Origin of the sequence: Kitasatospora sp. NBC_01300 (genome assembly GCF_041435235.1) — a bacterium.
In the GTDB taxonomy this organism is placed as follows: Bacteria; Actinomycetota; Actinomycetes; order Streptomycetales; family Streptomycetaceae; genus Kitasatospora.
The window spans coordinates 634,866-656,117 of record NZ_CP108409.1 but is presented as its reverse complement, the minus strand read 5'-3'; the positions used below and the strand labels follow the sequence as shown (position 1 = coordinate 656,117).

9 protein-coding genes are annotated in these 21,252 nt (G+C 75.8%); all 9 read right to left on the bottom strand.

Translation table 11 applies throughout. From position 1 onward, the window contains the following. Window positions 1–47 precede the first annotated feature (47 nt). A complete protein-coding gene (locus tag OG556_RS36545; RefSeq protein WP_331744110.1) occupies window positions 48–1,325 on the bottom strand; it encodes an ATP-grasp domain-containing protein in 1,278 nt (425 codons plus the stop codon). Beyond that, the gene (locus OG556_RS36540) at window positions 1,322–1,558 is read right to left on the bottom strand and encodes an MbtH family NRPS accessory protein (protein ID WP_331744107.1); all 237 of its coding nucleotides are present in this window, start codon (window positions 1,556–1,558) and stop codon (window positions 1,322–1,324) included. Before OG556_RS36540 ends, OG556_RS36545 begins: the two co-directional genes overlap by 4 nt. Beyond that, on the bottom strand, window positions 1,555–2,289 hold the full coding sequence (locus tag OG556_RS36535) for a DUF6875 domain-containing protein (RefSeq protein ID WP_331744105.1): 735 nt from the start codon (window positions 2,287–2,289) through the stop codon (window positions 1,555–1,557). The genes OG556_RS36540 and OG556_RS36535 overlap by 4 nt, the downstream gene beginning before the upstream one ends. After that, entirely contained in the window at window positions 2,286–4,088 is a 1,803-nt protein-coding gene (locus tag OG556_RS36530) for a non-ribosomal peptide synthetase (RefSeq protein WP_331744103.1), read from the bottom strand. The genes OG556_RS36535 and OG556_RS36530 overlap by 4 nt, the downstream gene beginning before the upstream one ends. After that, window positions 4,085–5,473 carry a cytochrome P450 gene (locus OG556_RS36525; protein WP_331744101.1) on the bottom strand — a complete coding sequence of 463 codons (1,389 nt, stop codon included), beginning with the start codon at window positions 5,471–5,473 and terminating at the stop codon, window positions 4,085–4,087. The genes OG556_RS36530 and OG556_RS36525 overlap by 4 nt, the downstream gene beginning before the upstream one ends. Before the next feature lie 2 nt (window positions 5,474–5,475). Then, window positions 5,476–6,375 carry a phytanoyl-CoA dioxygenase family protein gene (locus OG556_RS36520; RefSeq protein ID WP_331744099.1) on the bottom strand — a complete coding sequence of 300 codons (900 nt, stop codon included), beginning with the start codon at window positions 6,373–6,375 and terminating at the stop codon, window positions 5,476–5,478. 73 nt (window positions 6,376–6,448) lie between these two features. Further along, window positions 6,449–11,023 carry an amino acid adenylation domain-containing protein gene (locus OG556_RS36515; RefSeq protein ID WP_331744097.1) on the bottom strand — a complete coding sequence of 1,525 codons (4,575 nt, stop codon included), beginning with the start codon at window positions 11,021–11,023 and terminating at the stop codon, window positions 6,449–6,451. Then, window positions 11,020–13,998: a beta-ketoacyl synthase N-terminal-like domain-containing protein gene (locus tag OG556_RS36510; RefSeq protein ID WP_331744095.1), complete on the bottom strand. Its 2,979-nt coding sequence runs from the start codon at window positions 13,996–13,998 to the stop codon at window positions 11,020–11,022. Before OG556_RS36510 ends, OG556_RS36515 begins: the two co-directional genes overlap by 4 nt. Continuing rightward, window positions 13,995–20,432, bottom strand: coding sequence for an amino acid adenylation domain-containing protein (locus OG556_RS36505; RefSeq protein ID WP_331744093.1), 6,438 nt, complete (start codon window positions 20,430–20,432; stop codon window positions 13,995–13,997). The genes OG556_RS36510 and OG556_RS36505 overlap by 4 nt, the downstream gene beginning before the upstream one ends. Between the last annotated feature and the right edge of the window lie 820 nt (window positions 20,433–21,252).

Genomic DNA, 21,252 nt, shown 5'->3' with positions numbered 1-21,252 from the left:
CCCTCGGCGGGGCGTGCGCGGCCGGTCTGTGGTGGGGAACGTTCTCTTCACTGGGGTGCGAACTCCAGGTGGAATCTGTCATGGACGGACGTGATGAGCCGCAGCAGCTCGTCATGGGTCGCGACGGCGCCCCGGACGAACGCCAGGCGCTGTGCGGGGTGGCGCCAGTCGACGGGTTGCCCCGGGGCCGTCGCCACGTCGACCTCGCCGACACCGGGCAGGGCCCGGACGGCGTCGGCGCCGTCGATCGCCCGGACGGTGCCGACGGTGCGCGGCGGCACGATGAAGTACTCGAAGGTCACCGCCGCCGGCCGGGGGGCCGTGACGGGCCCGACGTCGCGCTCCAGGGCCAACGCGAAGGCGAGGGCGAGCAGATCGATGCCCAGCGCCCGGTCCAGCAGGCCCACCGCGCGCCCGCCGACGCGGCCGTTGACCTCGATGACGCGGGGGCCGTCCGGGGTGAGCTTCACCTCCGTGTGGGTCACCCCGGTCGTCACGCCGAGCGCCCGGACCGCGGCCGCCGCGAGCTCGGCGACGTCCTTCTCCACGGCGGGCGTGAGGGTGGCGGGCAGGAACAGTCCGGTCTCCCGCAGCGGGTCCGCCAGGGCGAACTTGCCGGTGACACAGAGGGTCGTGACCTCCGCGTGCTGCACGACGGCCTCGACGGAGACGTAGTCCCCCCACTCCGGTCCGGCCACCGCAGGGTCCCCGGGCAGGTACTTCTCCACGACGAAGTCACGCGGGCCGCCGCCCGGGCCGGCCTCCCCCTCGCCGGGCCCGGGGGCGAGGCCGACGTCGGCCAGGGCGCGCCGCTGCTGCTCCGCGTCCGCCAGCCGTACGGTGTCCTGGCTGCCCGCCCCGGTACGGGGTTTGAGCACCACGGGGTAGCCCAGGCGGGCCACGGCGGCGTCGACCTCGGCGGCGGAGCGCACCACGACGCTCGGGGTGTGGTCGACCCCCGCCGCCGCGAACGCCGCGCGCTGGTCGGCCTTGTCGGTGAGCAGCCGGACGGTGTCCGGCCGGTGGTAGGGCAGGCCGAGGGCTTCGGCCAGCCGCGCGGTGCCGGCGAGGCAGTACTCGCTGAAGGTGACGATGCCCACCGGGCCGTGCTCGCGCAGCAGTTCGGCGGCGGCGGTGTCGTGTCCGCCGATCTCGCAGACCCGGGCCCGCCGGCGCATCCCCGCGAGCAGCGGCGCCACGCCCGGGACGGCCGGGTCGCAGACGAAGACCACGTCGCACAGGCCGCGGGCGGCGCCGAGGATCTCGGCCGGCCCCGCCGACCCCCTGCCGTAGACGACGGCGACCGTGGGAAGCGTGCCGGTCACGGGGACCCCGCCGCGCCGGCCGGGCCCGCGGGGGCCGTCGCGGCCGGGGCCGCCTCGCGCCGGGCGGACTTCGGGGTCATGTCGACCCACTCCTCCTCGATCCTGCGCAGGCAGTCCTCACGCGACGCCGGCTCGCCCACCGTCCGCCACCCCTGGGGGACGTCGTGGTAGGTGGGCCAGATCGAGTACTGCTCCTCGTGGTTGACGACGATGCGGTACTGGTCCTCGGTCACGGCGCGTCGTTCTCCTTTGCCTTCGGGGCGAGCTCGGGCAGGCCGTGACGTTCCACAGCGGTCACGTACAACTCGCGCAGGAGCGGGTCGCGTACGCGGCCCCGTTCGTAGTGGGCGCGGAAGTTCTGATCGTAAATCCTGAACCAGGCGCGGTGCTTGTACAAGAAGAGCACATCGTGGGGCGCCATCCGGCGGATGGCGAACAGGCCGACGGGGGCCACGGAGACGGGGAAGAGCGGGTTGCGCACGGCCCGTTCGTCGCAGTGCGGGTGGAACTGACCGACCATCAGGCCGTGGGCGACCGCGTTGTTCTTCAGGTCCTCGTACGCCTCGTCGAGGACCTTCCAGCCCTCCGGCCCGGTGGCCGGCAGCACCACGATGCGGCAGTCGAGGGAGGCTCCGGTGTGCGTGCGGCTGCGCTCGGTGCCGAGGGCGAACGTGGACATCTCCGCCTCCAGGGCCTCGCGCAGCTGCCGCTCGTCCTCCCCGGTGATGTCGTAGCGGAAGCTGAACTGGGCGTCCTTGCCGCTGAGGGCGGGCGGGATGAAGGGGCAGACCGGCCCGGTGCGGCCGATCTCGTCGTGGGGCCGGCTGATGTACTGGCGCAGCCAGGTGTGGACCTGGGCGAAGTCCCGGGCGTGCCGGGCGGGTGACTGGGGTTCGATCACCCGGATCCACAGGCCGTCCATTCTGGCCAGATCATTGTCCTGATCCTGCATCACCTGCGTCATGCGACGGCCTCCTGGGCTCGGTCGCCGGGGGGTGCCGGGGTGGCGCTCGGGGCGGTCAGCCGGCACAGGTCGGCGTACGTGGGAGCGGCGTAGAGCTGGGCGAAGTCAAGGGTCGGTCCGAGCTGGGTGCGCACCTGTTCGACCAGGCGCATCAGCCCCAGGGAGGTGCCGCCTTCGGCGAAGAAGTCGGAGTCGGGCAGCGGGCGGTGGCCCGTCTGGGACTCCCAGGCCGCGGCGAGTGCGGGGTGGCCCGGGGCGGCGGTGTCGTCCGAGCCGTGCGTCCGGGCGTCCGTGTCGTCCGCGTCGTCCGCGAGGCGGGCGAGGGCGGCGCGGTCCACCTTGCCGGTGGGCCCCAGCGGAAGGGCGTCGACCGCGATGATCCGCTCGGCCACCAGATGGCGCGGTGCCCGCTGCCACGCGCCCCGGCGCACCGCGTCGGTGTCGACGGACGCGGGCGTGAGGAAGGCGGTCAGGACGGCGCCGTCGGGACCGGTGCCGGCGAGGACCACGGCGTCGTCGACGGCGGGGTCGGCGGCGAGGACCGCCGCCGCCTCCGCCGGATCGGTGCGGAAGCCCCTGACCTTCACCTCGTCGTCGGCGCGCCCGAGGAAGTCCAGGGCGCCGTCGGGGAGGTGCCGTACGCGGTCACCGGTGCGGTACATGCGGGCACCGGGCCGGGCGGAGAAGGGGTCGGGGACGAACCGCGCGGCGGTCGCGGCCGGGTCGTGCAGGTAGCCGCGGGCGAGCCGGGGGCCGCCGAGGTAGAGCTCGCCCACCGCGCCCGGGGCGACGGGCCGCAGCCGTTCGTCGAGGACGTGGCACGTCGTTCCCGCGATGGCGGTGCCGATCGGGAACGCGGTGGAGTGCTCGCGGTCCCACGCGGCGGCGTCCCCCAGGGTGCTGAAGGTGGTGTTCTCGGTCGGGCCGTAGCCGTTGACCAGCCGGGTGGCGGGGTGGGCGGCGGTGAAGGAGCGCGCGGGGCCGGCCGGGACGGTGTCACCGCCGGTGACGAGGGTGCGCAGGGTGCCCAGCGCCGGGCCGTGGTGGGTGGCCATGAGGCGGAACAGCGGGGCCGTCAGCCAGGCCGTGGTGATCTGCGGCCGGGCCAGCAGGTCGGCCAGTTCGTGGAGGGCGAGGGGGTGGCGGTCCGCGGCCGTGATCCGGGCCCCGGCCAGCAGCGGGGACCAGATCTCGAACGTGGATGCGTCGAAGGCGAGGGTGGAGTGCAGGAGCACGCCGTCGCCGGGGCCCAGCCGCAGGGACTCCGCCCCGAGCGCCAGCCCGGTGACCCCCCGGTGGGTGACGCCCACGGCCTTGGGGGCTCCCGTGGTGCCGGAGGTGAACATGACGTAGGCCAGGTCGTCGGGGCCGGCCGGTGCGGACGGCACCGCCGTGGTGGTCCGCTCCGCGAGGAGGGCGGCGATGTCGTGCACGGGGATGCCCAGGTCCGCCACCGGAGGGCGGTCGGCGTGCAGGGCCAGGGCCGCCCGGGTCGTGTCGGCCATCAGCCGGACGCGGTCCGCCGGGTACCGGGGGTCCACCGGGACGTAGCAGCCGCCCGCCATCAGGACGGCCAGCATGGCGAGGACGGTCCGGTGGTCGCCGTGCCCGACGATCAGCACGGCGGTACCGGAGTCGACGCCCTTCGCCCGGAGCGAGGCCGCCGCGGTGCGCGCCCGCGTCAGGAGCTCCCCGTAGCGGATCTCGCCGTACCGGTCGGCCAACGCCACGCGCTCGGGGAACGCCTCGGCGACGGCGGTGAAGCACTGCTCGATCCGGGCGTGCGGCGCGGTCGTCATCGTGCCCCCGTGGGGTGCTTGCGGGCGGTGCCGAGACCGATGGCCGCGGTGCCGGTGTCGCTGTCGCTGTCGGAGCCGGGGTGCGGGGTGAACACGGCGCGCGGGCTGGGGTCCGGGGTCAGGGCGATGGCCGGCCGGAGTCCGGTCGAGGCCCGGTCGCCCAGCAGGGTGAACCGGCCGTGCGCCAGGATCGTCGCCGTGGCGAGTTGCGCCTCCAGCAGCGAGAACTGCCGCCCCAGGCACTGGTGGGGGCCCGCCCCGAAGGGGAAGTACTGCTGGACGGGCGGGCGCCGGCCCAGGAAGCGGTCCGGGCGGAACTCCTCGGGTGCCTCCCACAGGGCCGGGGCGCGGTGGATGGCGTAGGTGCTGGCCAGGACGAGGTCGCCGGGCTCCAGCCGGACGCCGGCCGCTTCGACGGGGGTGTCGATGCGGCGGAAGAGCGCCCACGCGGGCGGGTGCAGCCGCAGGGATTCCTCGACCACCGCCAGGGTGTACGGCAGGGTCCCCTGGGGGATCGACGGCGCGGCGCGCAGGGCGCCGAGGTCGGTGGAGCGGACCTCGTCGAGGGCGCGGGCCAGGGCCGGGGGCGAGCCGGCCAGGTTGTGGAAGGTCCAGGTGAGCAGGGTGCCCATGGTCTCCACGCCGGCCACGAAGATCGACATCAGTTCCTCGCGCAGCACGTCCTCGGCACGCTCGCCGGGCGTGTCCCCCCGCTGGTGCAGGGCGGCGACGAGCGACGGCAGGACCCCTTCGGCCGCGGCCGGCACCTGGGCCGCCCGGTGCGCGATGAACTCCTCCAGCACCGCCCTGTCCCGGGCGAACGCCTCGCCGTCCGCGTCGGTGACGGTCTCCGGGGCGAACAGCCGCCGGTCCAGGTAGTGGACGGCCGTGTCCACCGTCGAGGCCAGGGAGGCCAGTTCGGCGCCGGTCAACTCCGGGTCCACGAGCCGGAGGATGATCTCGATGCTCAGCTGCTGGAGGGTGTGTCCGAGGTCGAACTCGCGGCCCGCCGCGGGCAGCAGCCGACGGCGCACGAAGTCCTCCGCGCTCTCCAGCACCAGGGTGTGCAGCTCCGCCACGGCCCGGGCCGAGAACATCGGGCGCAGCAGGGCGCGGCGGTGGCGCCACTGCTCCCCGGAGGCGACCACGAACAGCCCGCTGCCCACCAGTTCGCGCAGCAGCCCGCGGTGGTTGCGGGTGCCGTGGGCGAGGGCCGCGGCGGCGACGGCGGGCTCCGCCGCGACGATCAGCCGGGTGCCGTCGTCCAGCGGGACGGCGCTGACCGTCCCCTCGTCGCGCAGCCGCGTCATCAGCCCCAGGGGGTCGCTGCCGAGCTGCTGGTCGAACTCCTCGTAGCCGACCGAACTCACGGTGATGCTCGCCATGGCTAGCCCCGCCCCTCGGCGGACTTCTCCGCGTCCTCCGCGAGCGTGATGATCTGCTGGGAGTGGTCGTTCATCGTCCAGCCCTCGGCGGTGCGCACGGAGGTGCGCTGCTGCTCCGTGTAGCCCCTGCCCCGGTCGTGGAAGTGCCAGGCGAACGGCGGGCGGAGCAGCCGGCGTTCGACCGGGGTCCACTCCTCGCCCGGGAGGTCCTCGGGCACGGGCGCGGGAGCGGTGTGCTGCACCATGCCCGCGGTGTAGCGGCAGAAGACGACCCGGCGTTCGAAGTCGGCGGCCCAGGGCCAGCTGCCGTGGGTGGCGGTGTCCGCGAAGAGGACCACCGAGCCGGCCCTGACCGGGACGCGGGAGACCCAGTCGCCGACCTTCTGCCAGGTCTGGAAGTCCTCCGGGATCTCGAAGGCCGACTTGTGGCTGCCGGGGACCACCGCGAAGCCGCCCTGGTCGGCGAGGGCGTCGGTGAGGCAGAACGCGACGATCAGGTGTCCGCCGTAGATCCGGCCGTCGCGGACCTGGTAGGTCAGCGGGGGGTACTCCCACGGGGTGTTGCCGTTGTGCAGGATCAGCGCTCCGGCGCCCTTGCGGGCGTAGAGCACCTGGCCCTCGTCGTAGCGCAGGTCGGGGCCGAGCACCTCCTCCAGGTGCGGCAGCACCTTCTGGTTGCTGATCAGGTCGCGCACCGGGCGCGGGGTGGTGTGGAGCGGGCCGGCGTTGGCGATGAACGGGTTGTACCGCTTGAGCAGCGGGTAGTCGAGCTTGTTCTCGCCGTCCCACAGGCCGTGGCCGTCGAGGGCGGCGTTGACGGAGGCGAGTTCCTGCGCGGAGAGGATGTCCTCCAGGACCAGGTAGCCGCGCAGGTCGAACAGGTACTTCTGCTCTTCGTCCATGACTTTTCCCCTTGTGTCGGATGTGTCTGGTGGGTGTGGCTGGGGAGGTGTGGCTGCGGCTGCGGGCCGGGCCTCAGCCCTGGTCGGATTCGAGCTCCGCCAGGGCCCGGGCGAGGTGCCCGCGCAGTTCGGCCTGCGGGAAGAGGTCGACGGCTCCGGTCAGGAGCACCGAACACCCTCCCGAGCGGGCCGGTTGCACGTGGAGGACGAGGTCGAGGTCCGCCCAGTGCTCGGGCACGGTGTCGTGGGGCAGGTCGTCCGGCACCACGGCCGGGTTCTCCTCCTGCCCGTGGACGACCAGCCCGGCCGCGCAGACCGGCGGCCGGAGCGCGGGGTCGACCGGATCGGCGAGCTCGGCGATGTGCAGCAGCGGCAGGTCTGCGTGGTCCAGGGCCGACAACAGCGCCCGGTGGGCGTGGCCGGCCCCGGTGGCACCGAGCACCACCGGCAGCAGGTCGACGGCGCGGCCGACGAGCGATTCCTCGGTGGCCGCCGAGCGGTGGGAGACCGGCATGCCGATCACCGTGGACGTGCCGCCCGACATCCGGGAGACGATCCGGCCGAGCAGGTCGAGGAAGGCGGCCGTGGTGGTCGTGCCCGCCGTCCGGCCCGCCCGCTGGAGGCGCGTGTACGCGTCGGCGGGGAGGACCTTCCGCACCCCGTGGTTGCGGAAGGTCCTCGGGCCGGTGCGGCGCTCGGCGAACGGGTCCGGGGGGACCGGGCCCAGGCTCGTGCGCCAGTACCGTTCCAGTTCGGCGCGCCGGGCCGTGCGGCGGGCGGCCCTGGCGCGGGCGTAGTCGCTGTAGCGCGGGGCCGGCCGGGGCAGGTCGCGTCCGGCGAGCAGGGCGAGGAGCTCGTCGGCGAGGATGCCCACGGAGGCGCCGTCGCCCCGGTGGCGGGCCAGCCTCAGCAGCAGGTGCCGGACGGTGCCGTCCTCCCCGGTCAGCAGGACGACCTCCAGCCCCGGTGATCCTGCGGGCAGCGGCCGTTCGATCAGCGCGGTGTCCCAGTGGGCCTGGGCGGGCCGGTCCGGCAGCGGGGCCACGGGGCAGGGCTGCCACGCGTCGTGCTGTCCTGTTCCGGAGGCCTGCGTCATCGCGGGCGCGGCCTGCGGGCCCGTCGGCCGCAGGGCCTCGTGCCGGGCGACCAGTGCGCGGACCGCCCGCTCCACGTCCTGCGGATCCACGGGGGCGTCGAGCCTGAGTAGCAGCGGAATCGGGGGAGCGGGGTGTCCGAGGGCCCGCTCCTGCTGGGCCACCAGCAGCTGTTCGGGTGTCAGGGGAGCGTCGGCTCCGGTGTCGGCGGGCGCTGGCGGTGCTGCCGCTGCGGCGAGCAACGTGCGGACCTCGACGGCGAGTTCGGCGACCAGCGGATGCGTCAGGACGGTGCGCACGGGGACCTCCGCCCCGAGGCGGCGGCTCAGCGCGGAGGCGATCCGGGCCGCCCCCAGCGACGCCCCGCCGAGGTCGTAGAGATGGTCGTCCAGGGTGGCCGACGGTCGGTCGAGCGCCGCCGCGAACGCCTCCACCACGGCGGCGGCCACCCGGTCGTGGGCGGCGGCGGGGCCGGCCGCCGTGCGCGCGGAGCGCACCATCGCCAGCAGGGCGCGGCGGTCCGCCTTGCCGTTGGCGGTCACCGGCAGCCGAGGGAGCACCCGGATCTCGCCGGGCACCATGTACGGCGGGAGGGTGCGGGCCAGATGGGCGCGCACCGCCGCCGGGTCCGGGGCGGGCTCACCGGTGACGAAGCCCACCAGGCGGCTGACGCGTTCCCCGACGACGACGGTGGCCGCCTCCCGCACCCCCGGCGCGTCCACGACGTGCCGGTCGACCTCCTCCAGCTCCACCCGGTGGCCGCGCACCTTGACCTGGTTGTCGCTGCGGCCGACGAACTGCACGCTCCCGTCGGCGTTCCACCGCACCCGGTCCCCGGTGCGGTACATCCGCGAGCCCGGGGGACCGGCCGGGTCGGGCAGGAACCGGGCCGCCGTCTCGGCCGGACGGCCCCGGTAGCCGCGCGCCACCCCGGTGCCGCCGATGTACAGCTCGCCGGTGACACCGATGGGCACCGGACGCAGCGCGCCGTCGAGGATGTGCAGCCGCACGCCGGAGATGGGATGGCCCACGGGGGCGGTGCCGCCCTCGGCCCCCGCCGCGCACCGGTACGAGGTGGCGTCGATGCAGGTCTCGGACGGCCCGTACTGGTTGCGCAGTTCACCGCGGCCGACGCGCAGGTAGCGTTCGGCCTGCGCCGAGGGCAGCGCCTCCCCGCCGCAGAAGACGACCCGGGCCGGCAGCCGGCGCAGATCCTCGTCGTCCAGGGCCGCGAGCAGCGACGGGACGACGTCGACCACGGTCGCGGAGTGCTCGAGGGAGGCCTCCACGAGGGCGGCCGGATGCGCCCCGAGGTCGACGCCGGGGAAGACCACGCCGGCCCCGGCGACCAGCGGTCCGAAGCACTGCCACAGCGACGGGTCGAAGACCAGGGGGATGGTCTGGAGCACCCGGTCGGGGGCGGCGAGGCCGATCGCCTCGCGGCGCCAGGCGAGCTCGTTGGCCAGCGCGCCCAGCGGCACCGGGACGCACTTGGGCGTACCGGTCGTGCCGGAGGTGAACACCGCGTAGGCCAGGTCCTGCGGGCCCGTGCGGGCCACGGGCGGCACCGCCGTGCCGGTGGCCGGGAGCTCGCGCGCGCCCCCTCGGGGGAGCCGGATCGTCCGCAGCGCCCTCCCAGGGGCGCCGTCGTCGGCGTCGTGTGTGTGGGCGTCGTGCCCGGGGGCGTCGGCCGTGCGGACGAGGAAGTCGGCCCGGGCGCTGCGCAGCAGGGCGCGGCGGCGTTCCACGGGGTCGTCGGGGCGCAGCGCGATGATCCAGCCGCCGAGCCGCCAGACCGCCAGGGCCAGCGCCGGGTAGTCGGCGCCCGCCGGCACGTCCAGGGCGACCGCCGAGCCGGGGCCGACCCCGGCCAGGGCGAGGTGGGCCGCCGCGCGCTCGGTGCGCTCGTGCAGCGCCCGGTAGGTGAGGTGACCGTCGGCGGCGTCCCAGACGGCGAAGGCCTCGGGGGTGCGCCGCGCCCAGTCCGCGAAGGCGTCGTAGGGCAGGCGGGCCCCGGCGGCGGGCGGCGCCGTGGAGGCGGCCGCGATGGTCGCGCGCTCGGCCGGGTCGCGGGCGTCCAGTGCGGCCAGCGGTGCGTCGGGGGCGGCGAGGACGGAGACGAGGCAGCGTCGGTAGGCCCGCCCGAGCCGGGCGAGGGCCGCGTCGGTGTAGTGCTGCGGGGAGCCGGTCAGCCGGACGGCGGCGGTGCCGGCGTGTTCCGTGAGCTGCACGGTCAGCGCGCCCTGGTCGCCCTGGACACGCACCGGAAGGGGGGTGACCGTGAGGGGGCCGGCCGGGCGCGGCCGGTTGTCCTCGTGGGTCAGGACGAAGGCGGCGGCGGGTACGGGCACGGCGGTGTCGTCGGAGGTCAGGGGGAGGGTCGGGTGCTGGGAACCGGTCAGGAGCTGCTCGCCGGTCCGCCGGGCCAGCGCGGCGAAGCCCAGCGCGGGCGGCAGGGGCAGGGTGAGGGGCATCGCGGAGACGAAGGCGCCCACGGTGAGGTCGTAGCGCTCCGCCGCCCGGTTGGCGGTGGGGACGCTCACGGCGGCCGTCCGGGCGCCGGTGACGGCGCTCCAGGTGGCTGCGAACGCGGCGAGCCACACCGCGTGCGCCGTGCAGGCGTGCCGCCGGGCGAACGCGTGGACCTGCCGGGTGAGGCCCGGGGACAGCGCGAGCTCGGCGTGCGGCATCCGGGCGGCCTGGTGCGAGGTGGTCTGCTCCGTGGTGGTCTGCTGCGCGGTGGCCTGCTCCGCGGCGGTCGGGTCGACGGCGAAGGGGAGTTCGCTCCCGTCGTCGGCGCTGCCGCTGGAGCGGGCCCAGTGGGCGGCGTGGGCGGCCAGCGCGGCCCGACCGTCCGGCGACTGCTCCCAGTGGACGTAGTCGAGGTGTTGGGCGGCCGGCGCGGGTCGGGTGGAAGCGGGGCCGCCCCCGGCGGCGTACGCGTCCAGCAGGTCGTCGATCAGCACCCCCAACGACCATCCGTCGCAGACGGCGTGGTGGAAGGTCAGGAGGAGGGTGTGCTGCTGCGCCCCCTGGGCGAGCAGGACGGCACGGACGTACGGGGGCCGGTCCAGGCGGAACGGGCGCGCCGCCTCGGCGTCGAGCGCCCGGTCCCGCTCCGGCGCTCCCGCGGGCAGTTCCCGCACCTCCAGCGGGATGCGGGCGGGCAGGTCGAAGCGCTGCCGGGGCACCCCGTTCTCCTGGCCGAAACGGGTCCGCAGGGCCAGATGGCGGGCGGCGAGGGCGTCCAGGCACGCGCGGAGCCGGTCGACGTCGAGCGGGCCCGCGAGCTGGAGGGCCAGGGGCACGGTGTAGGCCGCCGACGCGGTGGGGGACGCCTGCTCGGCGAGCCACATCCGGTACTGGGTGACGGAGAGGGGGTGGCTGCGGGCGGCGGCGGCGGAGTCCGGGCGGGGCGGGAGCGCCGGTTCCGCATCCGTCGGCGACGGCGCGGCGGCCGCCGGTGGCGCGGCCGCGGGGCTGCGCCCCTGGAGCCGGGCGGCCAGCTCGGCGCGTTGCCCGGGGGTGAGCCGGTCGAGGGGTGAGGCGGTCATCCGAGCTCCTCCCCGGCCTCGTCCAGGATCTGCTGGGCGATCAACCGCTCGACCAGCGCGTACTGGAGCCCGATGGACCGGGCCTGCAACAGTTCGCCGACGGGGACGTCGACGCCGAACCGGCGGCTCATCCCGCGTGCCAGCCGGGCGACGGTGAGCGAGTCACCGCCCAGCTGGAAGAAGTCGGCCGTGTCGGGCGCGTCGGTCACCCCCAGCTGTTCGGCCCACAGGGCGCGGAGGATCGCGACGGGGGTGTCCGCGGCAGGCTCGGCCGCTTCGGCGACCGCTGCCCGGGCGGGTGGTCCGGGCGGTGCTTCGGGCGCCGGGGCGGCCGGCACCGGGTGGCGCGGGCCGTGGAACGGATAGGTCGGCAGCGGGACGGAGCGCCCCGGGGCGTGGAGCGGGGCGAGGTCCAGGGGGAGGCCGGAGCACCACAGCCGGCCGATCGCCGCCAGCACCGGGCATGCGGTGGCGGCGGCCGGGGCGTGCGACGGCGCGGCGGGGGCCGGTGGCGAGGAGCCCAGCAGCGGGATCGCGGGCAGCCCGGCGGCTTCCGCGAAGCCGCTCAGCACCCGGCCGGGCCCCACCTCGACCGCGACGGCGTCGGGGAACTTCGTCCGGGCCGTCGCCAGCGCGTCCGCGAAGCGCACCGGCCGGCGGGCGGCCCGGGCGAAGTGGCCGGGGTCGGTGAGCGAGCCCTCGGGTAGCAGCTGCCCCTCCGTGTTCTCGATCCACGCCAGGGTGGCGGGGCGCACCTCGTCGGCCGTCGGGGTGCCCCGCAGCGCGTCGGCCGCAGGTTCGATCAGCGGGGAGTGGAATGCGCGGCAGGACCGCAGCACCTTGGCCGCGTACCGGCCGCCGATCCGCTCCCGGAAGGCCGCCACCGCCTCGGGGGGCCCGGCGAGCACGGTGCTGGTGGCGGCGTTGACCGCCGCGACGCTCAGCTCGGCGCCGGTCCCGGCCAGCAGGGCCCGGGCCTCGGCCTCGCCGCAGGCCAGGGAGACCATCGCGCCCGGGGCGCAGTCCTGCATCAGCAGGGCCCGGCGTGCCACGAGACGGGCCGCGGCGTCGAGGGAGAGCGCGCCGGCCAGGGTCGCCGCCGTGATCTCGCCCAGGCTGTGCCCGAGCAGGGCGCAGGGCACCAGGCCCAGGGCGAGCAGCGCCGTCCCGGCGGCGTACTCGACGGCGAAGAGCGCGGGTTGGGCGAGTGCCGTCCGGGCGAGGCGTTCGGCGGGGAAGGAGACGTCGTGCAGCGCCTCGTCCACCTCGCGGGCGAGGTCGGGGGAGTAGGCGGCCAGGCAGGCGTCCAGTGCGTCGGCGAACGCGGGCAGGGCGGCGGCGAAGGGCGCCGCCATGCCGGGGAACTGCGTCCCCTGCCCCGGGAAGAGCAGCAGCGCCGGGGCGGGGTGCGCCGCGGGCTCCGGTGCCGGCTCGGCCGGGGCCCGCAGCGCCGCCACGACCTCGGCCACGCTCGCGCCCACCGTCGAGGAGCGGTACGGGAGTTCCGCGCGCCGGGTGAGGGTCCGGCCGACGTCCTCCAGCGAGGGTGCGGATCCGGGGTCCTCCAGGTGCGCGGTGAGCCGCTCCCGCATCCGGGCGAGGGCCTGCGGGTCCTTCGCGGAGAGCACCACCAGCCGTTCCCGCCCGGGCGGCGGGGCGGGCGGTGCGGTGGTCGGATCCGGGGGCTGCTCCAGCAGCATGTGCACGTTGGTCCCGCCCACGCCGAACGAGCTCACCGCGGCCCGGCGCGGCTGCGGGCCCCGCCACGGCCCGGCCTCGGCGGGCAGGGCGAGCGGCGAGTCCTCCCGCTCCAGCAGCGGATTGGCCCGGCCCAGCCCGGGGATCGCGGGCACGTACCCGTGCCGGAGCACCAGCAGCGCCTTCACCAGCCCGGCGAGTCCGGCGGCGGCGTCGAGGTGGCCGATGGTCGCCTTGAGCGCGCCGACCGGGATGCTGCCGGGAGCGGCACCCAGCGATCGGTACACCGAGGAGGCGGCGGACCACTCGATGGGGTCGCCGACGCGGGTGCCGGTGCCGTGGCTCTCCAGGTAGCCGACGGACGCGGCGTCGACGTCGGCGGCGGCGAGCGCGGCGCGGATCGCCTGCTCCTGGCCCGCCGCCGACGGTGCGAGGAAGCCCGCCTTGGCGGTGCCGTCGTTGTTGACGGCGGAGCCCAGCAGCACTCCGTGCAGGGGGAGCGGGCCGTCCGCCACGTCCTCGTAGCGGCGCAGGACGACGCCCAGCGCGCCCGAGCCGGCGAGGGTGCCGTCCGCCGAGGCGTCGAAGGGGCGGCAGTGTCCGCTGAGCGACATCACTCCGCCGGCCATGGGCAGGTGCCCCGCCTGGGGGGCGTTGGCCGACGCGGCGAGCACCAGGGCCTGGTCGCACTCCCCGTTGTTCAGCGCCTGGACGGCCAGGTGGGCCGCGACGAGCGAGGAGGAGCAGGCCGTGAGGACGGTGAGCGCGGGCCCGGTCAGCCCCAGTTTGTAGGCGATGCGCGTCGCGAGGAAGTCGCGTTCGTTGACGAGGAGGGCCTCCTCGAACTCCGGGGGCGCCAGCGAGCCGGAGGCCAGGAGCGCCCGCAGGTGGCCGCTGCCGCTGGCGGCCGCGTACACCGCCGTCCGCAGCCCGTCGCCGGCGGTGACGCTGTGGCCGGCGTCCTCCAGGGCGGCCCAGGCACACTCCAGCAGCAGGCGGTGCTGCGGGTCCGTCAGCGCGGCCTCGCGGGGGCTGACGCCGAAGAACTCGTGGTCGAAGCGGTCGGGATCGTCGAGCGCCCCGTGGACGGGGACGTAGGCCGGATCGTCGGCGAGGGACGCGGGGACGCCACGGGCCGCCAGCTCCTCCCGGCCCAGACGCCGGGTCAGCACCCGCCCGTCGCGCAGGGCCTGCCACAGCTCTGCCACATCGGCCGCCCCGGGGAAGCGCCCCGTCATGCCGGTGACGGCGATGTCGAGGGAACGGTCGCGGTTCATCGGTCGGCCTCCTGGGCACGGCGGTCGCGGAGCGTACGGGCCGCGTCGCCGCGTCGGCGACGGGGCGAACCGGCTGAGGGCGGTGGGTCCGCCCCGGGGGCGGGCGGCGTGGCCGTCTTCGCGCGGGCCAGCCGGGCCGCGAGGTCGGCGACGGTGCTGTGGCGGAAGAGGTCGAGGATCGGCAGCCGGACGCCGGTGTGCCGGTGCAGGGCCTCCTGGAGCGCCGGCACCAGCAGCGAATGCCCCCCGAGGTCGAAGAAGTTGACGTCGCCGGGAACGTCGACGACGCCCAGGACCTCCCGCCACGCCGCGGTGACCGCCGCGTGCCCGGGCGAGACGTCCCCGGCGGGCCGGGCGAGCGCCGAGGCCCGGCGCCGGGCCGCCTCCTGCTCCAGGGCCCCCCGGTCGACCTTGCCGTTGGGGGTGACGGGCAGCCGCTCCAGCGCGTGGACCACGGCGGGGACCATGAACTCCGGCAGAAGCTCGGCGACTTCGCGCCGGACGGCCTCCGGCCGCCCGCCGCCGGTGACGAAGCCGACGAGGCGCGCGCCGCCGTCGGCGACCACGGCCGCCTCCCGGACGCCCTCGGCGCCGCGCAGCGCCGCCTCCACCTCGGCGGGTTGCACCCGGTGGCCCCGGACCTTGATCTGGTGGTCCAGCCGGCCGACGAAGGCGAGCGCCTCCGGCCCCTGCCACCGCACCCGGTCGCCCGTGCGGTACATCCGGGCCCCCGGCTCGCCGCTGAACGGGTCGGGCAGGAAGGCGCCGGCCGTCTCGGCGGGCCGGCCGACGTACCCCCGGCCCACCCCCGCGCCGCCGACGTACAGTTCGCCGTCGACCCCCGGGGGGACGGGGCGCAGGGCGTGGTCCAGGACGTAGAGGCGGTACCCGGGCACCGGGCCGCCGATGTCGACGGCCTCCGGCCCGTGGTAGCGGCGGTAGCTCGCCCAGACGGTGGCCTCGGTGGGGCCGTACTCGTTGACCAGCGCCACCCGGGGCAGGACGGCGAAGTGGCGCCGCAGCAGCTCGTCCGGGAGCGGTTCCCCGGCCGTGACGACCTCGCGCAGGCTCCGCACCGCGTCGGGGCCGGCCCGGTCGGTGGCGGTGAGCAGCAGGGCGTGGAGCGAGGGTACGCACAGCAGCCGGGTGACCTGGTGCCGGGAGATCAGGGCGACCAGGGCCTCGGGGTCGCGGACCTCGTCGTCGCTCGCGACGACCAGGCGGCCACCGGCCGACAGCGTTCCCCAGATGCCGGCCGCGGCCGAGTCGAACGCCGCCGGCGAGAGCAGCAGGAAGACCGGCCGCCCCGGATAGACGGTGCGGCGGGCGGCCGTGGAGGCGGCCAGCGTGCCGTGCTCGATCACCACGCCCTTCGGCCGCCCGGTCGTTCCGGAGGTGTAGATGACGTAGGCGGGATCGTGCGGTCCGGGCGGGAGGGGGGCGGCGGGCTCGGCGCTCCGGTCGGCCGTTGGCTCGGCCGTCGAGGGCAGCGGAAGCACGGGCAGCCCGAACGACGCCGCCCGCTCGGCCATGGCCGCGTCGGTGACGACGGCGGCGGCCCCGCAGTCGGCCAGGCACGCCGTCATGCGGGAGTCGGGGTGCCGGGGATCGAGCGGGACGTACGCGGCGCCGGCGAAGTGCACGCCGAGCAGCGCGGTCAGCAGGCCCGTGGACCGCTCGGTCAGCACCGCCACCCGGGCGCCCCGGGCGGTCAGCCGGGCCGTCAGCCGGGCGGCGAGGTCCAGGGCGTCGGCCCGCAGCCGCCCGTAGGTGAGCTGCTCGCCCCCGGCGACCACGGCGGTCCGCTCCGGTGCCTCCCGGGCGATCCGGGCGATGAGCTCGCTCACCGGGACGACCGGCGTGAACGGCTCCGGGCCCCGCCCCCACTCCAGGGGCAGGCGCCCCGGGTCCAGCGCCGCGGGGAGCGCGGCCGGCGCGGAGGGCTCGCCTACCAGCGCGAGCAGCGCGCCGCGGATCCGCTCGGCCAGCTGCCAGGCCTGGTCCGTCGTCCACCGGTCGGTGCGGTGGAGCACGTCCAGCCGGGCGCCGTCAGGGGTCTCCCGGAGCAGGACCTCGACGTCGTACTTCGCGATGGCCGCCGGGATCTCCACCGGGCGGGCGCGGATGCCGGGCGGCGCGGCCGTCGCCGTGGCCGATTGCTCGTGGTCGACCAGCACCTGGAACAGGGGGGCCTGCCCCGGACCGGCCCGCAGACCGAGCTCCCGGACGAGTTCGTCGAAGGGGTGCGCGCGGTGCGCGTGCGCCCGCAGGAGGGCCGCGTGCGCCTGGGCGACCGCCTCGCCGGCGGTGCCGCCGGGGCGGGGGCGCAGCCGCACCGGGACGGGGTTGACGAAGAGGCCGACGGCCTCGCTGAAGCCGGGCGGTCGGACGTCCATGGTGGTGCCGACCAGGACGTCTCCCGCCGCGCCGTACCGGTCGGCCGTCACCGCGAACGCCGACAGGACGAGGACGAGGGCCGTGGTGCGGTGCGCACGCGCCGCCTCCGTCACGCGCCGCCACTGCGCCGCGTCCAGCGGGACGCCGACCGTCGCCGCGGTGCGCCGGTGCGGGCCCGGCCGGGGCCCGCCGAGGGCGACCGGCGAGTGGGCGGAGACACCGGCGAGTTCCTCGGCCCAGAACCGGCGCAGCCGTTCGGCCTCGGCGGGGGACGGTCCGGGGACGGCGCCCGCCGGGGCGGGCGGGAGCGCCGGGCCGCCGGCCAGCCGGCTCAGCAGCTGATCGGTGATCAGCTCCGTGGAGCGGCGGTCGAGCACGAGGTGGTGGCCGACGAAGACCAGCACGTGCTCCTCGGGGCCGGTCCGGAGCACCCGCAGCTCGATCAGGGGCTCTTCGAACAGGTCGAAGGGCCGGTGGGCCACGCGCCGCAGGTGCTCCGCCAGGGCGTGCCCGGGCACGTCCCGCACGCTCACGGTGAACGCCGAGAGGGGCCACTGCCCGCGCCCGGGGGCCGCGTCGTCGTCGATGACCCGCAGCCGCGTCTCGGGGTAGGCGGTGAGCACGTCGTGCCAGGCCGCCTCCAGGCGCGCGGGATCCAGCGGACCGCTCAGCCGCAGCGCCCAGTACACGGTGAACTCGTGGCTGTCCGGCTCCGCCCGGTGCAGCAGCCACAGCCGCCGCTGGGCGGCCGACAGACCGGCGGGCGCAGCCGGGGTCGGGCCCTCGGCGCCGGCGGGCGCGGCCCGCGCGATCAGGTGCCGCAACCCCTCCGGTGTGGGGTCGCCGAAGAACGAGGCGAGGTCGACGCGCACCCCGCACTCCTGGTTGACCTCGGCGACGAGCCGGGCCGCGTCCAGTGAACTCCCGCCGCAGGAGAAGAAGTTGCCCCCGTCCGAGGCTGGCGGTCGGCCGAGCGTCAGCGCCCAGAGCCGGACGACGGGGTCCGCGCCGTCGTCCGGCGGCCGCACGGGCGCGGGCACGTGCAGGGCGCGCTCGTCGACCTTCCCGCTGAGTGTGAGCGGGAACGCGTCGACGACCTCGATGTGCGCGGGCACCGCGGCGGGCGCCAGCCGCCGGGCCGCGAGGCCGCGCAGTTCCCCCGGCACCGGAACCGGCCCGGGGCGGCGGGGGGTGACCCAGGCGAGGAGCCCCGCCGTCCCGATCGGGCCCTGGCGTGCCACGTAGGCGTCCTGGACGCCCGGCATGCCGCGCAGCACCTCCTCCACCTCGTACGGGTCGACCCGCTGGCCGCGCACCTTCAGCTGGTGGTCGGTCCGGCCGTGGTAGATCAGGTGCCCGTCGGCGCCGAGGGTGACGCGGTCCCCCGTGCGGTACATCCGGGCGCCGGGTGCCGGGGCGAAGGGGTCCGGGAGGAAGCGCTCGGCCGTGAGCGCGGGGGCGTTGAGGTAGCCGCGGGTGACCAGCGGCCCCGCGAGGTACAGCTCGCCGCGGGAACCGATCGGCACGGGGCGGAGGTCGGCGCCCAGGACGTAGGCCGAGGTGCCGTCGAGCGGCCGGCCGATGCTGGGGGTCCCGTACTCGTCGAAACCGCACCACGTGGTCTGGATCGTGACCTCGGTCGGGCCGTAGCCGTTGGACCCCCTCACACCCAGCTCGCGCAGCCTGCGCCAGGTCGTGGCGTCGACCGCCTCGCCGCCGAAGTCCAGCTCCAGGCCCGTGCGTTGGAACACCTCCTCGACGCCGAAGGGGCGCATGGCGGCGAACATCGACGGCGAGGTGCTGAGCAGGCGCACGTCGTTGCGCTCGACCCACTCCACCAGTGCCTGCGGATCGCGGTACGTGGCCTGGTCGGCCACCACCAGGCAGCTGCCCCGGAAGAGGTAGAGGAGCTGCTGGAAGAAGACGTCGAAGGAGACGGCGGCGGTGACGCCGACCCGGGCGGCCCCGGCTCCCGCCGGCTGCGCGTCGACGAGGACGGCGAGACCCCGGTGCTCGACCATGACGCCCTTGGGGCGGCCGGTGGTGCCCGAGGTGTGCAGGACGTACGCCAGATCGTGGGGGCGGGCGTCTTCGGTGGGCGCGTTCCCGGTGTGCGCGTTCTCGGCGTTCGGGGCCTGGGTGTCCGGGGTCTGGGTGTCGGGGGCCTCGGTGTTCGGGGCCTCGGTGTCGGGGGCCTCGTCGTGCGCGTCCTCGTCGACGATCGTGAGCGAGGCGTCGAGCCGGTGGCGCGACGCGGGGTCGCACAGCACGAGACGGGTGCCGGTGTCCGCCACGACGTACGCGAGACGGGAGTCGGGCTGGGAGGGGTCGAGGGCGACGACGTGGGCCCGCACCCGCCACGCCGCCAGCACGGACGCGACCAGGGCGACGCCCCGCTCGCGCAGGACGCCCACCGCGGTGCCCGGGCCCGCGCCGTGGCGGCGCAGGGCGGCCGCGAGCCGGACGACCTCGCGGTCCAGGCCGGCGAAGGTGAGGAGGTCGTCGCCGCACCGCACCGCCGGCCGCCGGGGCTGTGTGCGCACCCAGGCGTCGAACCGGTCCATGAGGGGCTGCGCGTGCTCCGACGGATCGGCCGGCGCGACGATCAGGGACGGCGTCGCCGCGCTCGTCGAGCGGGGCAGCGGCGCCTCCGGGTCGCGGGCGAGGGCGAGCAGGACCCGGCGGTAGGCGGCGAGCAGTTCGGCGGCGGCCGCGTGGGTCGTGCCGCCGTGCACCCGGCGCGTCACCGTCACCGAGGCGTCGTCCGCCCGTAGGCAGAGGTCGAATTCGAGGTCGAAACGCGTGAGGCCGTTCGTCCCGCCGGGGTGCCCGGCCGGGGGAGCGGCCTCGGGGGCTCCGGGAGTTTCAGGGGCTTCGGGGCCTTCAGTCGCTTCAGTCGCTTCAGTCGCTCCGGGCACCTCCGGTGCGCCGGCGACGGGTGCCGTCGGCGTACGCACCGCTTCCAGCGCGCGAACGGTGAGCCCGCCGAGTGCCGGCCCCGGGAGGGGGTCCCGCAGCTGGAAACTGACGGTGAGTCCGGGCGCCGCGGCGTCGAAGAGGTCCGCGCTCTCGTGGATCGGCTCGTGCGCGTGGGACAGCGCCTCGGCGACGGTCCGCCGCACACCGTCGCAGAGCTCGGCGCCGGAGGCTCCCGAGGGCCACCGCCGGCGCAGCGGGACCATCCGCGCGAAGCAGCCGACCAGCGACACGGTGGCCGGTGTCCGGGAGGCGAACGGTGTGGCGACCATGACGTCGGGGGCGTTGCCCTGCGTGGCGAACGCCGCGTAGAGGGCGGCGAGTCCCATGAGGTACGGGGTGACGCGCAGGCGGCGGGCCGCCGCGCGCACCACGTCGGCCTCGTCCGGGGGCAGCGGGAGCACCAGGACGTCGGCCTCGGCGGTCCGGGGGCCCGGGGTGCGCGGCAGGGCCTCCGGCCACTGGGCGTCGGCCAGTTCGAGGGGCCAGAAGCGGGAGGGCTCCGCCGGCGCGGGCGGGTCGGGTGTCGGGGCCGGTGATGGCGAGAAGGGGGGCCCGCCGTTGGCGCGGGCGTTGTACGCGGCACCGATGTCCGCCAGCACGTTCTCCAGTGACGCCCCGTCGCACGCGATGTGGTGCACCAGGAGGGAGAGCACGTGGTGGTCCGGTCGGTGCCGGAACAGGTCGACACGGACGGGGCAGTCTCGTCTCAGGTCGAACCGGTGGCGTCCGACGGGCGCCCAGGGCGCGGCGTCGGCCGTCGAGGCCGTGTCCACCACGGTCCATCGCGGCTGCGGCGCGCCGGGAACCCAGGAGGGCACGCCGTCCTCGTCGACGAGCCGGCGGGCGAACACGGGGTGCCGGGCGACGGTCTCCTCGACGGCGCCCTTCAGGGCCTGCTCGTCGAGCCGCCCGCGCAGCTCCCAGACGCGGTGGATGTTGAAGGACTCCGGCTGGTCCCGACAGGTGAGCCAGATACCGAACTCCGGGGCCGAGAGCGGGAATGCGAATTCGGCATCCGACGCCGGACCCGAATCCGAAACCAGGTCGCTCCTGTTCACTTCGGTTGCCCCTTCCGTACGTGCTGGCGGCACTCGGCCGGTGGTCCGAGTGCGGGGTGTCGAGAGGAAGAATGAAGCTGTGCGGCCATCCGGGCATGGGGCTCTGCAAGCGCGAAGAGTTCGCCCGTGAGCGGGCGGATGCCGACGACGGCGAATTGAGCGGGGAACCAGGGGCGCGTACGTGAAGGTGCGGTCGGCGCCCTCGGGGATCGGTGCCCCGGGTCGGACCTCCGGCATGCCGGGGTCCGTTCACGAAACGAGTCTGTATGTACCCTGGGAATTTTTCAAGAACGGGCAAACGGAATGTCTCATTCTCGCAGGCACGGGGAAGGCGACTTTCTGGACATAGGGCTGCGCCCGCCTCTCCCGACACCGGAGCCAGTGCTTCCGCCGGCGCTCCTGCCGCCTCGGGGTCGGCGCAAGAGCGCACTTTGGGGCGAATCGCACCGTTGGTTTGAGTGAAACCTGTGGACCTTGCGAAGGTTGGTTAAAGGATGTTATATGGCTCGGTAAATGAGCTCCTGGCCCGGATTGGCGCACTTCTCGAAGGCTCGACCCCTGTGGTACGTTCCAGGCGAAGGTGTATCTGATCTGCTTCGTCGGCTGCGCACGGCGAGCGGAGACCCCTTATTTCGACAGGGTTCGAAAGGGTTCGACGGGATTGGAAAATCCTGTGGATCGCGGCCCTGAAGTCGGTATTCATCTGGCTCCCGCCAATTCATCGACCGTCCGCCCGGCAGGCGGCCGTGCCCCTCAGGCAATATCTCGACAGGGAGGTCTCATGGGTCTGCAATTCGGCTTCTGTTTCGGTACCTCGTTG